The following is a 15,952-nucleotide window of genomic DNA, read 5'->3' on the forward strand; positions in this document are numbered from 1 at the left end:
ACTTGCCTAGGGGGCTGGAAACGGGCATAACCGATTCCAATTAGAAGACTCCCTCAATTCCGTTCGAGGAAGCGGAGAAAGCCTGACATGAAAATTGCAATTCCCAAGGAACGGGCCGCTGGCGAAAAGCGTGTGGCCGCCTCCCCGGAAACGGTCAAGAAATTGGTCGGTCTGGGTTTCGATGTTGCCGTTGAAAAAGGAGCCGGTCTCGGTGCCTCTTTCTCCGATGATAATTTCAAGGAGGCTGGGGCCTCCATCGCCGCGAAGGCCGAGACCTTGCTGAAGGGCGCCAACATGGTGCTCAAGATTCAGGCGCCCATCGTTGGCGGTAAGGATGATGAACTGGCGGCCTATGAAAAAGGAACCGTCCTCGTCGCCAAACTGGATGCCTTGACCGAGGCCGATACCATGAAAGCCTATGCGGATGCGGGACTGACCGCCTTCGCCATGGAGTTGATGCCGCGCATCAGCCGGGCTCAGAGCATGGATATCTTGTCCTCTCAGTCCAATCTGTCCGGCTACAAGGCGGTGCTGGATGGAGCACAGGAGTTTGGTCGCGCCTTTCCGATGATGATGACCTCGGCGGGCACCATTGCCCCGGCCAAGGTGTTTATCATGGGCGTCGGTGTTGCCGGTTTGCAGGCCATTGCCACCGCCAAGCGCCTCGGTGCCGTGGTCACCGCGACCGACGTGCGTCCGGCCACCAAGGAACAGGTGGAAAGCCTGGGCGGTAAGTTCCTGGTTGTCGACCCGGAGATGGAAAAGGATGCGCAGACCGAAGGCGGCTATGCCAAGGAAATGCCGCCGGAATACTACGCCAAGCAGAAAGAAGTGGTGGCCGAGCACCTCAAGAAACAGGACATGGTCATCACCACCGCCCTGATCCCGGGCCGTCCGGCGCCGGAGTTGGTCACCGAGGACATGGTCAAATCCATGAAGACCGGTTCGGTCATCGTTGATCTGGCGGTGGAAGCGGGCGGCAACTGCAAGCTGGCGCAACTGGGCAAGGTGGTCACCAAGCACGGGGTCAAAATCGTCGGCCATGATAACGTGCCGTCACGTTTGGCTGAAAACGCCAGTTCGTTGTTCGCCAAGAACCTGTTCAACTTCTTGAGCCCCCATGTGGACAAAGAGAGCAAGGCTCTCGCGTTCGATTGGGAAGACGAAACGGTCAAGGGTACCTTGATTTGCAAGGACGGGGCTGTTGTGCACCCGAGGCTGACCGGGGAGGGTAAGTAACATGGACGCCACCAAACTCGCCGAACAAGCCATGCAAATGGCTGAGCAGGCCAAGGAAATGGCTACGGAAGCACTCCGGTTGGCCAATGAAACCGCCGCCAGTGCTCTGACCACTGCCGATCCGGCCGTTACGGATGCGGTCACCGGAGCCGCCAGCCAAGGGATCCCGTTCCTGTACCTGTTCGCGGTTTTCGTGCTGGCTGTTTTTGTCGGCTACTATGTGGTCTGGAGTGTGACTCCAGCCTTGCATTCACCGCTGATGGGCGTCACCAACGCCATTTCATCGGTGATCATTGTCGGCGCGCTGCTGGCCGCCGGGCCGGACGGCTTCGGCTTTTCCAAGATCATGGGCTTTCTTGCGGTGATGCTGGCTTCCGTCAATATCTTCGGCGGATTCATTGTCACCCAGCGCATGCTTTCCATGTTCAAGAAAAAAGAACGGAAGTAGGAGAGGGACGGACCCATGAGTGGAATGGAAAATATCACGGGCTTCGCCTATCTGGCCTCGTCCGTCCTGTTCATCCTGGCGTTGCGCGGGTTGAGCTCGCCCGAAACGGCGCGCAAGGGGAACCTGTTTGGCATCATTGGCATGATTATCGCCGTGGTGACCACGTTGATCCAGCCGGGAATCATCAGCTATTGGATGATTATTGTCGGCATGCTGATCGGTGGCTCAGCCGGTACGGTCATCGCCCTGCGCATTCAGATGACGGCTCTGCCGCAACTGGTCGCTGCCTTCCACAGCCTGGTCGGTTTGGCCGCCGTGCTGGTGGCTGCCGCCGCGCTGTATAACCCGGAAGCCTATGGCATCGGTATTGCCGGTCAGATTCATGCCGGATCGTTGGTGGAGATGTCCTTGGGCACCGCCATTGGCGCCATCACCTTCTCGGGCTCGCTGATCGCCTTCGCCAAGCTGCAAGGCCTGATGAGCGGCAACCCGATCGTGTTCAAGGGTCAGCATGCGCTCAACGCCTTGCTGGCCGTGGTCATGGTGGTGTTGGTGATCTGGTTCTCTTCGGAGGAGGCCTACGAAGCCTTCTGGTTGCTGGCCCTGTTGGCCTTCATCCTCGGTTTCCTGATCATCGTGCCCATCGGCGGGGCTGACATGCCCGTCGTGGTCTCCATGCTCAACTCCTACTCCGGTTGGGCGGCCTGCGGTATCGGCTTTACCCTGTCCAACATGGCGCTGATCGTGACCGGCGCCCTGGTGGGCTCGTCCGGTGCCATCCTGTCCTACATCATGTGTAAGGGCATGAACCGCTCGATCTTCAACGTGCTGCTCGGTGGCTTCGGCGGGGATAGCGCGGGTGGTGGTGCCGCCGGCCGGGATCCCAGCAAGACCGCCAAGTCTGGTTCCGCGGACGACGCAGCCTTCATCATGGCCAATGCCTCCAAGGTCATCATCGTTCCCGGTTACGGCATGGCGGTGGCGCAGGCTCAGCACGCGGTGCGCGAAATGGCCGACCTGTTGAAGAAGGAAGGCGTGGAAGTGGCCTATGCCATCCATCCGGTGGCCGGGCGTATGCCGGGTCACATGAATGTGCTGCTGGCCGAGGCCAACATTCCTTACGACGAGGTGTTCGAGCTCGAAGAGATCAATCACGAGTTCTCCACCGCCGACGTGGCCTATGTCATCGGCGCCAACGACGTCACCAACCCGACCGCCAAGACTGATCCGCAAAGTCCCATCGCGGGCATGCCGATTCTCGACGTGGACAAGGCTGGGACGGTATTGTTCGTCAAGCGGTCCCTGTCCGCCGGTTATGCCGGGGTGGACAACCCGCTGTTCTATGATGACGGCACCATGATGCTGTTCGGCGACGCCAAGAAGATGACCGAGGAGATCGCCCAGGCACTGGGGTGATGTCAGGTTGAAGTATTCGGAAGAGGGCGGGGCTTCGGTTCCGCCCTTTTTCTATGTGCTGGCGGCATTTAGCGCCGCCAATCCCTTTTCCAGGTCTTCCCGCAAGTCCGCGACATCATCCAGCCCCACATGCAGCCGCACGCAGGGCCCCTTGTATGGCCAGTCACTGGCCGTGCGGATGGATGCCGGGTTGGCGGGAATGGCGAGGCTCTCGTAGCCACCCCAGGAATAGCCCAGGGCGAAATGCTCCAAGGCATCCAGGAAGGCATTGCGGGCGATGATGCTGACATGGTCTTGGAACACCACCCCGAACAGGCCGACGGAGCCGGTGAAATCCCGTTTCCACAATTCGTGATCGGGGAACGAGGGCAAGGCCGGGTGCAGGACCGCCGCGACCTCCGGACGGGTCTCCAGCCATTGGGCCAGGGCCAGGCCGCTTTCCTGGTGCCGGGCCAGGCGCGGCGACAGGCTGCGCAGGCCGCGCAGGCCCAGATAGCAGTCATCCGGTCCGGCACAGTTGCCGGTCATGACAATCTGCTCCTTGAGCCGGAAATAGAGCGCTTCATCGTTGACCGTCACCGTGCCCAGCATGGCATCAGAATGACCGACGATGAACTTGGTGGCGGCCTGGATGGAGATATCTACCCCCAGCTCGAAGGCCTGCATGTAGAATCCGGCGCTCCAGGTGTTGTCCAGCACCACCAGCGCGTCGCCCGCGTGGGCGGCCGCGGCGATGGCGGGCAGGTCTTGGATCTCAAAGCTGAGCGACCCGGGGCTTTCGGTGAAAATAAGCCGGGTTTCCGGGCGCATGAGTTCGGCGATTCCGGAGCCGATGCGCGGGTCGTAATAGGTGGTTTTGATACCCAGTCCCGCCAGCAGGCGATCGCAGAATTTACGGGTCGGGAAATAGACGCTGTCGGTGACCAGAATATGGTCGCCTTGTTTGACCAGCGCTAGCAAGGTGGCGGTGATGGCGGCCAGTCCCGAGGGCAGGGAGATGCAGCGGCTGCCGCCCTCCAGGTCCGCCACCGCTTCTTCGAAGGCGCGGGTGGTGGGGGTGCCGAAGCGCCCGTAGTGGATGGATTCCAGGAAGTGCCGCTGGCTTTCCTCCAGCGCCGCGACGCTGGGGAATGTCACCGTGGAGGCATGATAGACCGGCGGATTGACGATGCCGTGGTTGTCCTCCGGCTTGCGGCCGACGGTGGTCAGGCGGGTGTCTTTTTTCATCGCGGCTGTTTCCAGTTGGCGAGCCCGCCTCGCCCTCGTCCTTCGACAAGCTCAGGATGAGGGTTCCAGGTTGAGGCTCAATCGCTAAACCGTACACCCCTCATGCTGGGCTTGTCGAAGCATGTGTTTAGGTGAGGCCAGTTGGTTACTTGACCTTGGGCACCTCAGGATGAGGGTTCCAGGTTGAGGCTCAATCGCTAAACCGTACACCCCTCATGCTGAGCTTGTCGAAGCATGTGTTTAGGTGAGGTCGGTTGGTTACTTGACCCTGGGTACCTTGTGGCCTTCGGTGGAGATGGGGCGCTTGGCCCGGCGCTTGCGGTTCTTGGTGGCCAGCACTTCCTTGGCGGCCTGCATGCCCGCGGCTTCGATCTGTGCCGGAGAGGCCGCGCCGTCACCATCGTGGACCACATGCCACCATTGATCCACCGCGTCGCCCGCATGCTGGATGGCATCCACGCGCAGGATGCGTTCCAGGGCGGTCAGGCGGGCTTTGATCCGTTCGATTTCTTGGTCATCCATGTCTCGTTCTCCTCTCGTGCTCTTGATTATTTTAAATCTCGATGGGCAGATCGGGGCGATTACCCCATTCATTCCAAGATCCGTCGTACATGGCCACGTTGTCGTGACCGATCAGGTGCATGGCCAACAGGGGGACGGCGGCGGTCACGCCGGTGCCGCAGGTGGTGATGATCGGGGCGTCCATATCCACTCCCGCCTCGGCAAAAGCCGCGCGGATGCCGTCAGGGGACTTCATCACATAGTCCTGCTTGTAATTCTCCATGATGTTGGTGAAGGGCAGATTGACGCTGCCTGGGATATGGCCATGGCGCTTACACAGGTAGACTTCGTCCACCAATCCGTGGAATCGGTCATGGGAGCGGGCATCCACCAATTGTTCGACCTTGCTCTCGATATTGTCTTTCACCTGACGCCAGACCCGGACCTGTGAATCGTTGAAGTGGGCGCCGAAGGCGGTGGCATCGGGCTTGTTCCAGCCGTCTTCCATGGGGCGCTTTTCGCGGATCCACTTGAGCAGGCCGCCATTGAGCACCGCCGCATTGTCATGGCCGAAGATGCGGAACATCCACCAGACCCGGGCCGAGGCGCAGCAGCCGCCCAGGGCGTCATAGATGATGAACCGCTGATCGTTGCGCAGACCCAGGCGACCGCACAGAGCCTCGAATCGTTCCGCCGGTGGGACCATATGGGGCAGGGGTGAGCATTCGGCGCAGATGTTGTCGATGTCGAACCAGACGGCACCGGGGATATGGCGCATCTCGTGCTCGAACTCCGCATCCCGGTCCACCGCCGGGGCGAAGTGGGTGGCATCGATGACCCGGATCGACGGATCATCCAGATGATCCGCCAGCCAGTCGGTCTCGACCAGGGCATCGGGGTTGGCATAAGTCATTCTTGAACACACCTTTTATTATTCTGTCTCGACGGCGATCAGACCATCCAGGCCGGGACCGGCAGATCCTTGGAGCGCAGGAATTCGGGATTGAACAGCTTGCTTTGATAGCGCGTGCCGCTATCGCAAAGGACGGTGGCGATGGTATGTCCCGGTCCCAGGTCTTTGGCCAGCTTGATGGCGCCCATGACGTTGATGCCCGAGGAGCCGCCGACGCAGAGGCCTTCGAGCTTCATCAGATCAAAGATGACTTCCAGCGCTTCCGGGTCGCTGACTTGCTGGGCGTCGTCGATGGGGGCGTCTTCCAGGTTGGCGGTGACCCGGCCCTGACCGATTCCTTCGGTGATGGAGCCGCCTTCGGCTTTCAGCTCGCCGTTCTTGTAGTGGTGGAACAGGGCCGATCCCATGGGGTCGCTGAGCACGATGCGCACATCTTTGTTGCGGGCCTTCAAAGCATCGCCGACCCCGGCCAGGGTGCCGCCGGTGCCCACGGCACAGGTGAAGGCATCGATACGGCCATCGGTTTGCTCCCAGATCTCGGCACCGGTAGTGTCCCGATGGCCTTGGCGGTTGGCCACGTTGTCGAACTGGTTGGCCCAGACGCCGCCCAGTTCCTCGGCCAGTCGTTGCGACACATGCACGTAGTTGCCCGGGTCGCGATAGGGCACCGCCGGAACCAGCCGCAAATCCGCGCCGGACAGCAACAGCATGTCCTTTTTCTCTTGGGACTGGGTTTCCGGCATGACGATAACCGTGCGATAGCCCAGGGCGTTGCCCACCAGGGTCAGGCCGATCCCGGTATTGCCCGCCGTGCCTTCGACGATGGTGCCGCCGGGCTTGAGCGCGCCCCGGGTTTCGGCATCGCGCACGATGGCAAGCGCCGCGCGGTCCTTGACCGAGCCGCCGGGATTGAGAAATTCGGCCTTGGCGAGGATCTCGCAGCCGGTGATTTCGGAAGCCTTTTTAAGGCGGATGAGGGGGGTATTGCCGATGCTGCCGACGAAGCCGTCGCGAACGTCCATTGCCGAGCCGGTCCTTGTTGCGAATCCTAGGAAATTGAAGCCCTCTAGACTACGCGCCCGTCCCCCCGGGAATCAACCTTCGGGGCGGGAAACAAGGGATAATTTCATCAAAGCCAGTCGGCGCGCAGGGCCTCGCGGTTGTTGCGCAGCCATTCCAGGGCGATGATGGCCGTGGCATTGATCATCCGCCCGTTGTCGATCATGGCGATGGCCTCGGTGGCCGGGACCGCATAGGCGCGGATATCCTCATGTTCATGGGACAGGCCGTGGACACCGCCAGCGCCCGCTGCATCCACCCGCGCCGCATAGATGATCAAGCTTTCCGACGAGCCGCCCGGCGTTGCCAGATAGGTGCGGATCTTGCGGATTTCCCGGGCCTCGATACCGATTTCCTCGACGATCTCACGGGTGGCGACCTGCTCGGGCGTTTCGCCCGGCTCGACGATCCCGGCGACGATTTCGGCCAGCCAGGGGGAGGGATTATCCCCGAACCAATCCAACTGCTGAAAAGCCGTATAGGCACCGATGCGGAACTGGTCGATCAGCACCACCTGGTCGCGCACGGGGTCATAGGGCAGCACCGCCACCGCATGGCCGCGCTCGAAAACTTCCCGCTGAAAGGGTTCGGTCCAGCCGCCGTCGTAGCGTTTGTGGCGCAGCCAATGGCGGTCGAGGCGGAAATAGCCCTTGTGGGCGATTTCGGTGGCTTTCATCTCCACGTCGTCGGCGTGAAATGTCGGGCTGTCGTCTTGCTCGTCGCTCATCCCGGATCCCCCGCGCAACAGGCACCGCCGGAGCAATGCACCTCGGCGGCCAGCTTGGCTTCGTCACGACCGGCCAGCCCGATCACCGTCGGCACCGACTGTCCGGCGCCATAGACCGCCCAGCCGTCTTCCTCGCGCTGCACCAGCAGCCCGGAATCGCTGTAGCTCATGGAGTCCTTGTCGGTCCAGTCCATGGGGATGTTGTGCCCGTTAGGGGCGGGGGGATCAAGGGGGAAGGTGGGATGGTGCACCAGGGAAAGTGGAAGTCTTTCTCAATAGGCTGACCAACCGCCCTTTGACAAACACCACTCGCCCATCCACCTATGAGCAAGGATCGTCAGCAAAAGGAGCCGCCCCCATGACCGCCGCCCGCAGCGAAAAGATCACCTTTCCCGGCGCCTTTGGCGATGACCTGGCGGCCAGGCTGGATCTGCCTGAGGGAGCGCCCCGGGCCTATGCCCTGTTCGCCCATTGCTTTACCTGTTCAAAGGACGTGTTCGCGGCCTCGCGGGTGTCGCAGAGCCTGACCGCCCATGGGATCGCCGTGCTGCGGTTCGATTTCACCGGGCTGGGTTCCAGCGACGGCGAATTCGAGAACACCACTTTTTCCTCCAATGTGGCCGATCTGGTGGCCGCCGCCGACTATTTGCGGGCCGAGCATCAGGCGCCGAAACTGCTGATCGGGCATAGCCTGGGCGGCGCGGCGGTGCTGGCCGGAGCGGGGAAGGTCCCCGAGGCTCTGGCCGTGGCGACCATTGGCGCGCCCGCCGATCCGGCCCATGTGACCCATCACTTTACCTGCGAGATCGAGGAAATCGAGCGCACCGGCCAGGCCGAGGTGGATCTGGGCGGACGGCCTTTCACCATCCGCAAGGAATTCCTCGACGATATCGCCGAGGCCAATCTGAGAGATGCCGTGCATGGCCTGCACAAGGCCTTGCTGGTGTTTCACGCGCCCCGTGACGAGACGGTGGCGGTGGACAATGCGACCAAGATCTTTGTGGCCGCGATGCATCCCAAGAGTTTCGTCTCCCTGGACGATGCCGACCACCTGCTAACCCGGCGCGAGGACGCGGCCTATGTGGCCGACGTGATCGCCGCCTGGGCCTCGCGCTATATCGGCCTGCCGGGCTGTACCGGAGCGGAGAAGGCGCCGGAGCTGAAAGCGGCGGAGGAAGCCGTGGTGGTGGCCGAAAGCGGCGAGGGCAACTATGCCAACCTGGTCTCGGTGGGCGGCCAATTCGCCCTGCGCGCCGATGAACCGGTCAAGCATGGCGGTCGGGATACCGGGCCATCGCCCTACGACTATCTGTTGGCCGGGCTGGGGGCCTGCACCTCCATGACCCTGCGCATGTACGCCGACCTGAAGAAGATTCCGTTGGAAAGGGTGGCGGTGACCCTGCGCCATGAAAAAATCCATGCCGACGACTGTTCCCAGTGTGAGACCGAGAGCGGCAAAATCGACGTCATCGAACGGGAGATCGAGATCGAGGGCGATTTGACCGAGACCCAACGGCAACGGATGCTGCAAATTGCCGACAAATGCCCGGTGCACCGGACCCTGCATTCGGAGGTGGTGGTTTCATCCCGGTTGAAAGACTCTTGACCATCCCCCGATTTCGGGCGACAACCAAAACATGATGATCAGAACTGCCGGACTCTATTATCGACTCGTGTGATCCTGCCTCCAACCGGGGTGGGCCTTTTGTCGTTGTCCGTGTTTTTCAGAAATGATCAGACCATGTTTTCTTTGCTCTTCTTTTATTCCGTCTTTGTGGTGCGACTTATGTCGGGGTCGCGAGCCTGACTGCGTCCGTCTTCGTGCCGGGCGTCTCGGGGCCCCGGACAGGCAAATCCCACAAACCGTATGAAATAAAGGAGAGGGTGATGGAAATCCCCTTGATGATGGACACCACAAGTCTGGCCGCCGGATGGGCGGTGGTGATCCTGGGGGCTGCCTTGCAGGCCGCCACGGGTCTGGGCGGAGGGCTGGTCATGGTGCCGCTGCTGGCCTTGGTCGATCCCATGCTGGTGCCCGGGCCGTTGATTCTGTCGGCCCTGTCGCTGAACTCATTGATGGTCTATCGCGGACGCCATGAGGTGGCCTTCGGTTCCTTATGGCCGATCATCATCGGCATGGTGGTCGGGGCCGGGGCAGCTTGGCCGTTGCTGAGTTATATGGAGGGGCCGGAGACTCAATTGATCTTTGGATTGATGGTCCTGGCGGCGGTTGGAATCAGTGTTTGCGGATGGTCTCCAAGGGTGACCGGGCGTTCCATGGTCATCGCCGGAGTTGTCTCCGCCTTCATGGGTACTACGGCGGCCATCGGCGGGCCGATCCTGGCCTTGCTTTACCAACGGTGCAGCGGGCCGGAGATGCGCGCTACTTTGGCCGGACTGTTTTTTGTCGGAAGCCTGATTATCCTGGTCATCTTGGGAGAGCGGGGGCGTCTGGGACTGCCCGAGTTTGCTGCTGCGCTCCTGCTGATCCCGGGCTGGCTGGCGGGCTATTGGCTGGCCGGTCCCATCGCCAGGCGGTTGGATGCCGGCCATACCCGGGCGGTGGTTTTGATCATTGCCGGGGGCAGTTCTTTGTGGCTGGTGGCGCGCGGGGTCCGTGCAATCCTGGACGGGATGGGGTAAGGTCGGTCGTAGCGGATTCGTGAACAAACGGACGTATGGACGGCATGGCTGGACAAGCCGACGACGGCGAGGGGGACGCCGACCCGCTTTTTACCCTCTGGGGTTCTGATGGGAGCTCCCATCAGGCGTTGGCCTTTTTCCTCGATGTGGATGGCACATTGGTGGAGATTGCTCCGACACCTGATTCCGTCGTGGTTTCGCCGGATCTCCCGGACATTCTCGAGCGCCTGTCCGAAGCGGTGGACGGCGCCCTCGTGGTGGTGTCGGGACGATCCATTGCCCAGATCGATGATCTTCTCAAGCCGGCCAAATTGCCTGCCGCCGGTCTGCACGGGCTGGAGAGCCGCGAGACCGCCCTTGGCAAGATCATGACCCCACCGGTGCCCCCCCAAATGGACCAGGCGGTTCAGGCTATGAAGGCGTTCGTGGAGGCTCATCCGGGCACCTTGTTCGAGGACAAGACCCATTCCCTGGCCATCCACTATCGCCGGGCGCCCGAGACGGAAGCCGCGGCGCGGGATCTGGCCGAAGCGGTCATGGCGGAGCTGGGCGCGGGCTATCATATCCTGGCAGGCAAAATGGTATTTGAGGTCAAACCCGATGGTGCCGACAAGGGACAAGCGGTGACCCGTTTCATGGCCTTGCCCGCTTTTGCCGGACGCAGGCCCGTATTCATTGGTGACGATGTGACCGATGAAGACGGATTTGCCGCCGTCAATGCCCTGGGCGGGACCTCTATCCGCGTTGGCCCTGCGGATCGGCCCACCGAGGCCCAAACCCATGTTCCCTCGGTTTCGGATCTGCATCGGCTGCTCGCGGCCCAAGCGGATCGAGGCGGGGACTCGTGAGAAAACAATAAATATGGTAGCGTTCAACAGCAGGAAGGATAGATCGTGAGTCGTCTCGTCATCGTTTCCAATCGTGTCGCCGACCCGGGGGACAAAAAGGCCCAAGCCGGGGGGTTGGCCGTGGCCTTGCAGTCGGCCTTGCGGGAGCACGGAGGAATTTGGTTCGGATGGAGCGGCAAGATCACCCAGCAGTCCGCCCCCAACGTTAAAACCCAAGAGGTGGGCAACGTTACCTATGCCACGGTCGACTTGGACCGGCAGAGCTACCGCCAGTATTACTCGGGCTTCGCCAATCGTGTGCTTTGGCCGCTGTTTCATTACCGGCTCGACCTGACGGCGTTCGAGCGGGTGGACTTCAAGGGATATATCAAGGTCAACCGGATGTTCCTGGAGCAGTTGCAGCCGCATCTCCGCGATGACGATCTGGTGTGGATTCACGATTATCACCTGATCCCCCTTGGCGAGAATCTGCGCGAATCCGGACACAAGAATTCCCTGGGGTTCTTCCTTCACACACCCTTCCCGGCATTGGAGGTGATTCGCGGCTTGCCCACCCACCGGGAGATCGTCAAGGCTTTGTGTGCCTATGACGTGGTCGGTTTTCAGACGGAAAATGATCTGCGTGCGTTCCAGGATTACGTGGTGCACGAGTTGGACGGGGAAATTCTCGACGACAACATGGTCATCGCCCAAGGACGATTGTTCAAGGCCCAGGCCTTTCCCATCAGTCTCGATCCCGAGGAGTTTCAGGGCTATGGCCGCCGCGCCGTGCGCTCCGCCCACTATAAACGTCTCAAGACCAAGGAAGGCAGTTCCTGGTTGGTGGGCGTGGATCGTTTGGACTATTCAAAGGGCATTCCCGAGCGGCTGCGCTCCTATGAGCGGCTGTTGGAACGCTATCCCGGTTATCAGGGCAAGGTGAACTTCCTGCAGGTCACCCCGGCCTCGCGGTCGGAAGTGCCGGAATACAAACTGATCCGCAACGAGATCGAGACCTTGGCCGGAAACATCAACGGCCGCTATGCCCAGTTTGACTGGGTGCCGGTGAATTATATCTGCCGCAGCCTGGCGCGCACTCAGTTGGCCGCCTTTTATCGGGCCAGCGCCATCGGTCTGGTGACTCCCTTGCGCGACGGCATGAATTTGGTGGCCAAGGAGTATGTTGCCTGCCAAAACCCCAAGGATCCCGGGGTCTTGGTGTTGTCCAGCTTTGCCGGGGCCGCCCACGAAATGGATGCGGCTTTGATCGTCAATCCCATGGACCTGGACGCCGTGGCCGACGCCATTGCCAGAGGTTTGGAAATGCCGTTGGAAGAGCGTGTGGAACGCTGGGACGCCTTGATGGGCGTGCTGCAAGCCAATACTTTGGCCGATTGGCGCGATAAATTCATCGGGGCCATGCACGAGGTGCAGCCGCAAGGGTGACGAATCCCGGGCCTGTTGCTATAAGTTCGCCCCATAGATTCATTACCGGCCCGAGGGGGCACACCGATCATGTTCGATATCAAGTGGATCCGTGACAATCCGGAAGCCTTCGACGGCGGCTTGGCCAAACGCGGTGCGGCCCCCCAATCGGCGGCGATGCTGGCCTTGGACGAGACCCGGCGCGATGCCCTGGCGCGCGCCCAACAGGTGCAATCCGAGCGCAATGCCTTGTCGAAACAGATCGGCCAGATCAAGCGCGAGGGCGGCGATGCCTCCGAGGTGATGGCCAAGGTGGCGGAATCCAAGGAGGCCCAGGCCGCTCTGGAAGCCGATGCCAAGACCGCGGAAGAGGCCTTGGAAACGGCGCTCTCGACCATTCCCAACCTGCCCGCCGAAGATGTGCCCGAAGGGGCTGACGAAGCGGACAATTTGGAGGTTTCCACCTGGGGGACCCCACCCGATTTCGATTTCGAGGTCAAGGATCACGTGGCTCTGGGTGAAGGCCTGGGGATGATGGATTTCGAGACGGCGGCAAAGATCTCCGGCGCCCGCTTCGTCATTCTCAGCGGCCAATTGGCACGTATGGAACGGGCCCTGATTTCCTTCATGCTCGACCAGCATACGCAAGGGTTTGGTTTCACCGAGGTAAACCCGCCAGCATTGGTGCGTGACGAGGCCCTTTATGGGACCGGGCAACTGCCGAAATTTTCCGAGGACCTATTCAAGACGACCGACGGTCGTTGGCTGATCCCCACTGCCGAAGTGCCCCTGACTAATATCGTTGCCGGACATATCCTTGAGGAAAGCTACTTACCGCGCCGCTACACGGCTATGACCTGGTGCTTCCGCTCCGAAGCGGGGGCGGCGGGCAAGGATACCCGGGGGATGATCCGTCAGCATCAATTCTCCAAGGTGGAGATGGTCTGTATCACCCATCCTGAGCAGTCCGACGAGGAACTGGAACGCATGACCCGTTGCGCCGAGACGGTGCTCGAGCGGCTGGATCTGGCCTATCGCCGGGTGGTGCTTTGTACTGGCGACATGGGATTCTCGGCTCGCAAGACCCACGATATCGAGGTCTGGCTGCCAGCCCAAAATACCTATCGGGAGATTTCCTCGGTCTCCAACTGCGGGGATTTTCAGGCCCGGCGCATGAAGGCGCGATTCCGTCCCGAGGGCGAGAAGAAGACCCGGTTCGTCCATACCCTCAATGGCTCGGGCCTGGCGGTGGGCCGGACTCTGGTGGCTATCTTGGAGAATTACCAACGGGCCGATGGGTCCATTGAGATTCCCGAGGCCTTGCGCCCCTATATGGGTGGCCAGGATGTGATTTCGGTCGATGTTTGACGCTCCCCTTGATCTCAAGGCCGCCCGGGTGTTGGTTACCAACGACGATGGCATCGACGCCCCGGGCATGCAGGTCTTGGAATGGGTGGCGGCGACCGTCGCCCGGGAGGTCTGGGTGGTGGCGCCGGAACAGGAACAGAGCGGCGCCGGGCATTCCTTGACCCTGCGGCGACCATTGCGCATTCGAGAGGTCTCTACCCGCCGCTATGCGGTGGATGGGACGCCCACAGACTGCGTCATGCTGGCGGTCAAGCATCTGATGAAGAGCCAGCGTCCGGATCTGGTGCTGTCGGGGGTTAACCGGGGCGCCAACATGGGCGAAGACGTAACCTATTCCGGCACCATCGCGGCGGCCATGGAAGGCACCTTGTTGGGCATTCCCTCCATCGCGCTGAGCCTGCACACCGAAGATCGGGGCCTGCCCCAGTGGGAAACAGTCAAGACGCTGGCGCCCGGCGTGATCCAGCAAGTGATGCAATTGCATTGGCCCCGGAACTGTCTGCTGAACATTAATTTTCCCGACCGCACGGCGGCAGAAGCTCTGGACACCGAAATTACCACCGAGGGACGGCGCAAAATCGGCGATGCCATCCAACAGGGCACGGATCCCCGGGGCGAGAAGTATTTTTGGATCGGTGCCCAGCGAGACGAAGACCGATTCGCCCAAGGAACGGACCTGGAAGCGATCTATCGGGGCGCGGTGTCGGTTACACCGCTCAGTCTGGACCTGACGGACAGGGTGATGCTGGATCGCCTTAAAGGCTATTTCTCCTGATATTAGAAAGAACTAATTAAATCGTTGCCTACCCGGTCCTACCCGATGGGAAATTAACCGGATCGGCAATGTGGAATTAGCATTGCTCTATGGGAAAACCTTGGGCACACTTCGGCTTCGTGATCGGAGATCGGGCCTTTTCAGCCCTTTCGGGTGGGGGGTCTCCCACCCGCAATAGAGGGCACCCCAACCCGCGGGGGTGTTTTGCCCAATGGGTATATGAGGCAATGTCCCGGTCACTTGGCGACTAGGCACGACGGTTCAAAGGATCGGCCGCCGCCACAAGGGTAGAGGAATCAGGTCTGGCAGGGGCGTGGGTACGGTGAACCAAGAGCACCGACCCGGATCCGACCAGGGGAAACGTTTAAAGATAAAGGAGGACGCCAATGTCCACCAAGCACCCGATTATTGCCGTGACCGGGTCTTCCGGCGCCGGTACCAGCACCGTCAAGGAAGCCTTCGAGCATATTTTCCACCGCCTCAGCATCACGCCCGCCGTGATCGAGGGCGACAGCTATCACCGCTATGATCGCATGGCGATGAAGGAGGCCATGAAAAAGGCCGAGGCAGAAGGCAATACCAATTTCTCGCACTTTGGCGCCGAGGCCAATCTGTTCGAGGAACTGGCCAATACGTTCGAGACCTACGGCAAAACCGGTGGTGGCAAACGGCGTTTGTATCTGCACAACGACGAAGAAGCCATTCCGTACGAAGGCCTGGGGGCCGGTCAGTTCACTCCATGGGAAGACATCCCGCAGGGCACGGACCTGATGTTTTACGAAGGTCTGCACGGCTGCGTGAAGAATGACAATGTGAACATGGTCGATCACGCCGACTTGAAAATCGGCGTGGTGCCGGTGATCAATCTGGAATGGATTCAGAAGATCCACCGCGATACCAAGGCACGGGGCTATTCCGAAGAAGTGGTGATGGACACCATCATGCGCCGCATGCACGACTATGTGCACTATATTGTGCCGCAATTTGCCCAGACGGACATTAACTTCCAGCGCGTGCCGATCGTCGATACCTCCGACCCGATCATCGCCCGCGACATCCCGACGCCTGACGAAAGCCTTGTGGTGATCCGCTTCAAGGATCCGTCCAAATTCCGCGTCGATTTCCCGTTCCTGCTGCAGATGATCCATGACTCGTTCATGTCCCGGCGCAATTCCATCGTTGTCCCTGGCGGCAAGATGGGCCTGGCCATGGAATTGATCATTGAGCCGATTTTGCGCCGCATGGTGCAGGATCGCCGGTCTTTGATGAGCTAAAGACACGCCCCTTTCGGGGTCCCTTTTTGGGGGGGAGGATGGGCCGCTGTGAGCTTTCGAGCTCCGGTGGCCCTCCGTTTTTTTTGTCTACCTGACAAGCGCATCACTCC

General features: G+C 60.8%; 16 protein-coding genes. 10 read left to right on the forward strand and 6 right to left on the reverse strand.

Features of this window, described 5'->3' with window-relative positions; all coding sequences use genetic code 11:
• Positions 1 to 87: 87 nt before the first annotated feature.
• Genes MGMAQ_RS07570 through MGMAQ_RS07580 form a run of 3 tightly spaced genes read left to right on the forward strand, consistent with a single transcriptional unit; the run spans position 88 to position 3,103 of the window.
• Complete coding sequence (locus tag MGMAQ_RS07570; protein WP_046021059.1) at positions 88 to 1,239, forward strand: Re/Si-specific NAD(P)(+) transhydrogenase subunit alpha; 1,152 nt, start codon at positions 88 to 90, stop codon at positions 1,237 to 1,239.
• Between the two features lies 1 nt (position 1,240).
• Positions 1,241 to 1,687, forward strand: coding sequence for an NAD(P) transhydrogenase subunit alpha (locus tag MGMAQ_RS07575; protein ID WP_046021060.1), 447 nt, complete (start codon positions 1,241 to 1,243; stop codon positions 1,685 to 1,687).
• A 24-nt stretch (positions 1,688 to 1,711) separates the two neighbouring features.
• Positions 1,712 to 3,103, forward strand: a complete 1,392-nt coding sequence (locus MGMAQ_RS07580) for an NAD(P)(+) transhydrogenase (Re/Si-specific) subunit beta (RefSeq protein ID WP_046021061.1) — start codon at positions 1,712 to 1,714, stop codon at positions 3,101 to 3,103.
• Positions 3,104 to 3,154: 51 nt separating this feature from the next.
• Here MGMAQ_RS07580 and metC read toward each other — a convergent pair whose 3' ends face one another.
• The 6 genes from metC to MGMAQ_RS07610 all read right to left on the reverse strand — a co-directional run bounded on the left by metC (position 3,155) and on the right by MGMAQ_RS07610 (position 7,724).
• Positions 3,155 to 4,330, reverse strand: coding sequence for a cystathionine beta-lyase (gene metC, locus MGMAQ_RS07585; protein WP_046021062.1), 1,176 nt, complete (start codon positions 4,328 to 4,330; stop codon positions 3,155 to 3,157).
• A 258-nt stretch (positions 4,331 to 4,588) separates the two neighbouring features.
• Positions 4,589 to 4,852 carry a hypothetical protein gene (locus MGMAQ_RS07590; protein ID WP_046021063.1) on the reverse strand — a complete coding sequence of 88 codons (264 nt, stop codon included), beginning with the start codon at positions 4,850 to 4,852 and terminating at the stop codon, positions 4,589 to 4,591.
• A gap of 31 nt (positions 4,853 to 4,883) precedes the next feature.
• Complete coding sequence (gene sseA / locus MGMAQ_RS07595; RefSeq protein ID WP_046021064.1) at positions 4,884 to 5,744, reverse strand: 3-mercaptopyruvate sulfurtransferase; 861 nt, start codon at positions 5,742 to 5,744, stop codon at positions 4,884 to 4,886.
• 38 nt (positions 5,745 to 5,782) lie between these two features.
• Positions 5,783 to 6,766 carry a cysteine synthase A gene (locus tag MGMAQ_RS07600; RefSeq protein ID WP_046021065.1) on the reverse strand — a complete coding sequence of 328 codons (984 nt, stop codon included), beginning with the start codon at positions 6,764 to 6,766 and terminating at the stop codon, positions 5,783 to 5,785.
• Positions 6,767 to 6,873: 107 nt separating this feature from the next.
• Positions 6,874 to 7,530, reverse strand: coding sequence for an NUDIX domain-containing protein (locus MGMAQ_RS07605; RefSeq protein ID WP_046021066.1), 657 nt, complete (start codon positions 7,528 to 7,530; stop codon positions 6,874 to 6,876).
• Positions 7,527 to 7,724, reverse strand: coding sequence for a hypothetical protein (locus tag MGMAQ_RS07610; protein ID WP_046021067.1), 198 nt, complete (start codon positions 7,722 to 7,724; stop codon positions 7,527 to 7,529). The genes MGMAQ_RS07605 and MGMAQ_RS07610 overlap by 4 nt, the downstream gene beginning before the upstream one ends.
• A 164-nt stretch (positions 7,725 to 7,888) precedes the next feature.
• Here MGMAQ_RS07610 and MGMAQ_RS07615 point away from each other — a divergent pair, with 164 nt between their 5' ends.
• The 7 genes from MGMAQ_RS07615 to MGMAQ_RS07645 all read left to right on the forward strand — a co-directional run bounded on the left by MGMAQ_RS07615 (position 7,889) and on the right by MGMAQ_RS07645 (position 15,842).
• Positions 7,889 to 9,136 (forward strand): bifunctional alpha/beta hydrolase/OsmC family protein, encoded by a 1,248-nt coding sequence (locus tag MGMAQ_RS07615; protein ID WP_046021068.1) that lies wholly within the window; start codon positions 7,889 to 7,891, stop codon positions 9,134 to 9,136.
• A gap of 296 nt (positions 9,137 to 9,432) precedes the next feature.
• A complete protein-coding gene (locus MGMAQ_RS07620; protein WP_046023092.1) occupies positions 9,433 to 10,173 on the forward strand; it encodes a sulfite exporter TauE/SafE family protein in 741 nt (246 codons plus the stop codon).
• A gap of 44 nt (positions 10,174 to 10,217) precedes the next feature.
• Positions 10,218 to 11,021, forward strand: coding sequence for a trehalose-phosphatase (gene otsB / locus MGMAQ_RS07625; protein ID WP_158498807.1), 804 nt, complete (start codon positions 10,218 to 10,220; stop codon positions 11,019 to 11,021).
• Between the two features lie 45 nt (positions 11,022 to 11,066).
• Positions 11,067 to 12,446 carry an alpha,alpha-trehalose-phosphate synthase (UDP-forming) gene (gene otsA / locus MGMAQ_RS07630; RefSeq protein WP_046021069.1) on the forward strand — a complete coding sequence of 460 codons (1,380 nt, stop codon included), beginning with the start codon at positions 11,067 to 11,069 and terminating at the stop codon, positions 12,444 to 12,446.
• 69 nt (positions 12,447 to 12,515) lie between these two features.
• Positions 12,516 to 13,793 carry a serine--tRNA ligase gene (gene serS, locus MGMAQ_RS07635; RefSeq protein ID WP_046021070.1) on the forward strand — a complete coding sequence of 426 codons (1,278 nt, stop codon included), beginning with the start codon at positions 12,516 to 12,518 and terminating at the stop codon, positions 13,791 to 13,793.
• The gene (surE, locus tag MGMAQ_RS07640; RefSeq protein ID WP_046021071.1) at positions 13,786 to 14,568 is read left to right on the forward strand and encodes a 5'/3'-nucleotidase SurE; all 783 of its coding nucleotides are present in this window, start codon (positions 13,786 to 13,788) and stop codon (positions 14,566 to 14,568) included. Before serS ends, surE begins: the two co-directional genes overlap by 8 nt.
• A gap of 386 nt (positions 14,569 to 14,954) precedes the next feature.
• Positions 14,955 to 15,842, forward strand: a complete 888-nt coding sequence (locus MGMAQ_RS07645; protein ID WP_046021072.1) for a phosphoribulokinase — start codon at positions 14,955 to 14,957, stop codon at positions 15,840 to 15,842.
• Positions 15,843 to 15,952: the final 110 nt, after the last annotated feature.

Source organism: Magnetospira sp. QH-2, assembly GCF_000968135.1.
Classification (GTDB): domain Bacteria; phylum Pseudomonadota; class Alphaproteobacteria; order Rhodospirillales; family Magnetospiraceae; genus Magnetospira.

Bases quoted from the DNA above. Each gene is read 5' to 3' on its own strand.
- MGMAQ_RS07575 (WP_046021060.1), top strand. From the start codon at position 1,241: ATGGACGCCACCAAACTCGCCGAACAAGCCATGCAAATGGCTGAGCAG.
- MGMAQ_RS07570 (WP_046021059.1), top strand. From the start codon at position 88: ATGAAAATTGCAATTCCCAAGGAACGGGCCGCTGGCGAAAAGCGTGTG.
- MGMAQ_RS07615 (WP_046021068.1), top strand. From the start codon at position 7,889: ATGACCGCCGCCCGCAGCGAAAAGATCACCTTTCCCGGCGCCTTTGGC.
- serS (WP_046021070.1), top strand. From the start codon at position 12,516: ATGTTCGATATCAAGTGGATCCGTGACAATCCGGAAGCCTTCGACGGC.
- MGMAQ_RS07620 (WP_046023092.1), top strand. From the start codon at position 9,433: ATGATGGACACCACAAGTCTGGCCGCCGGATGGGCGGTGGTGATCCTG.
- sseA (WP_046021064.1), bottom strand. From the start codon at position 5,744: ATGACTTATGCCAACCCCGATGCCCTGGTCGAGACCGACTGGCTGGCG.
- MGMAQ_RS07645 (WP_046021072.1), top strand. From the start codon at position 14,955: ATGTCCACCAAGCACCCGATTATTGCCGTGACCGGGTCTTCCGGCGCC.
- surE (WP_046021071.1), top strand. From the start codon at position 13,786: ATGTTTGACGCTCCCCTTGATCTCAAGGCCGCCCGGGTGTTGGTTACC.
- MGMAQ_RS07600 (WP_046021065.1), bottom strand. From the start codon at position 6,766: ATGGACGTTCGCGACGGCTTCGTCGGCAGCATCGGCAATACCCCCCTC.
- otsB (WP_158498807.1), top strand. From the start codon at position 10,218: ATGGCTGGACAAGCCGACGACGGCGAGGGGGACGCCGACCCGCTTTTT.
- MGMAQ_RS07610 (WP_046021067.1), bottom strand. From the start codon at position 7,724: ATGGACTGGACCGACAAGGACTCCATGAGCTACAGCGATTCCGGGCTG.
- metC (WP_046021062.1), bottom strand. From the start codon at position 4,330: ATGAAAAAAGACACCCGCCTGACCACCGTCGGCCGCAAGCCGGAGGAC.
- MGMAQ_RS07605 (WP_046021066.1), bottom strand. From the start codon at position 7,530: ATGAGCGACGAGCAAGACGACAGCCCGACATTTCACGCCGACGACGTG.
- MGMAQ_RS07580 (WP_046021061.1), top strand. From the start codon at position 1,712: ATGGAAAATATCACGGGCTTCGCCTATCTGGCCTCGTCCGTCCTGTTC.
- MGMAQ_RS07590 (WP_046021063.1), bottom strand. From the start codon at position 4,852: ATGGATGACCAAGAAATCGAACGGATCAAAGCCCGCCTGACCGCCCTG.